This window comes from Acidimicrobiales bacterium, from assembly GCA_030747595.1.
Lineage (GTDB): Bacteria > Actinomycetota > Acidimicrobiia > Acidimicrobiales > MedAcidi-G1 > UBA9410.
Genome location: JASLKK010000063.1, coordinates 1 through 603, shown reverse-complemented (window position 1 = coordinate 603; position 603 = coordinate 1). Strand labels below are relative to the sequence as shown.

Genomic DNA, 603 nt, shown 5'->3' with positions numbered 1-603 from the left:
CGGAGGCTGCAAGCTCACCAGTTGACTGGTTAGCGTTGTCGCCATAACGGGTATCTGGACCCGAGAAAAACATATCTTCAGATTCAGCTAAAGCTAAATAATCTGAGTTCAAAAGACCATCAGCGGCCATCATGGTGATACCACTCATTCCTGCAACAGAACCAGCCTGTTGAATAATGAAGTCACCTTCAGGTTGGAAGATTGGGAAGAACAACATTTCTGGACCACTAGCAGCAACTTCGGTCAACACTGGAACCATGTCCGTGTCGCCCTTGTTCACAGCTGTGAATACAGTGATTGTTCCACCACCAGCTTCGAACGCATCGGCAAATGCCTGCGCCAAACCTTCGGTGTATGGATCTCCATCATGGATAGCAGCAGCTGAAGTCACACCCAATACTTCGAGTGCGAAGTTCGCAGCAGCAGCTCCCTGATAAAGGTCGTTATGGGCGGTGCGGTAATAACCAGCGTGATACGCAGATCCGGCAGTTCCTGCCAAGTCTGATGTCAATGCTGGAGACGTGTTTGAACCTGAAATCATTACCATTCCGGCTTCTGAAATCAAAGGTGAAGCAGCCGTAGCAGCTCCTGAACACGAAGTAC

The 603-nt window shown here is 49.4% G+C and carries 1 protein-coding gene; it reads right to left on the bottom strand.

Annotation, left to right across the window (positions count from 1 at the left end; all coding sequences use genetic code 11):
* The coding region (locus QF777_12095) for a branched-chain amino acid ABC transporter substrate-binding protein (protein MDP6912273.1) at nt 1-603 on the bottom strand (603 nt) is incomplete at both ends.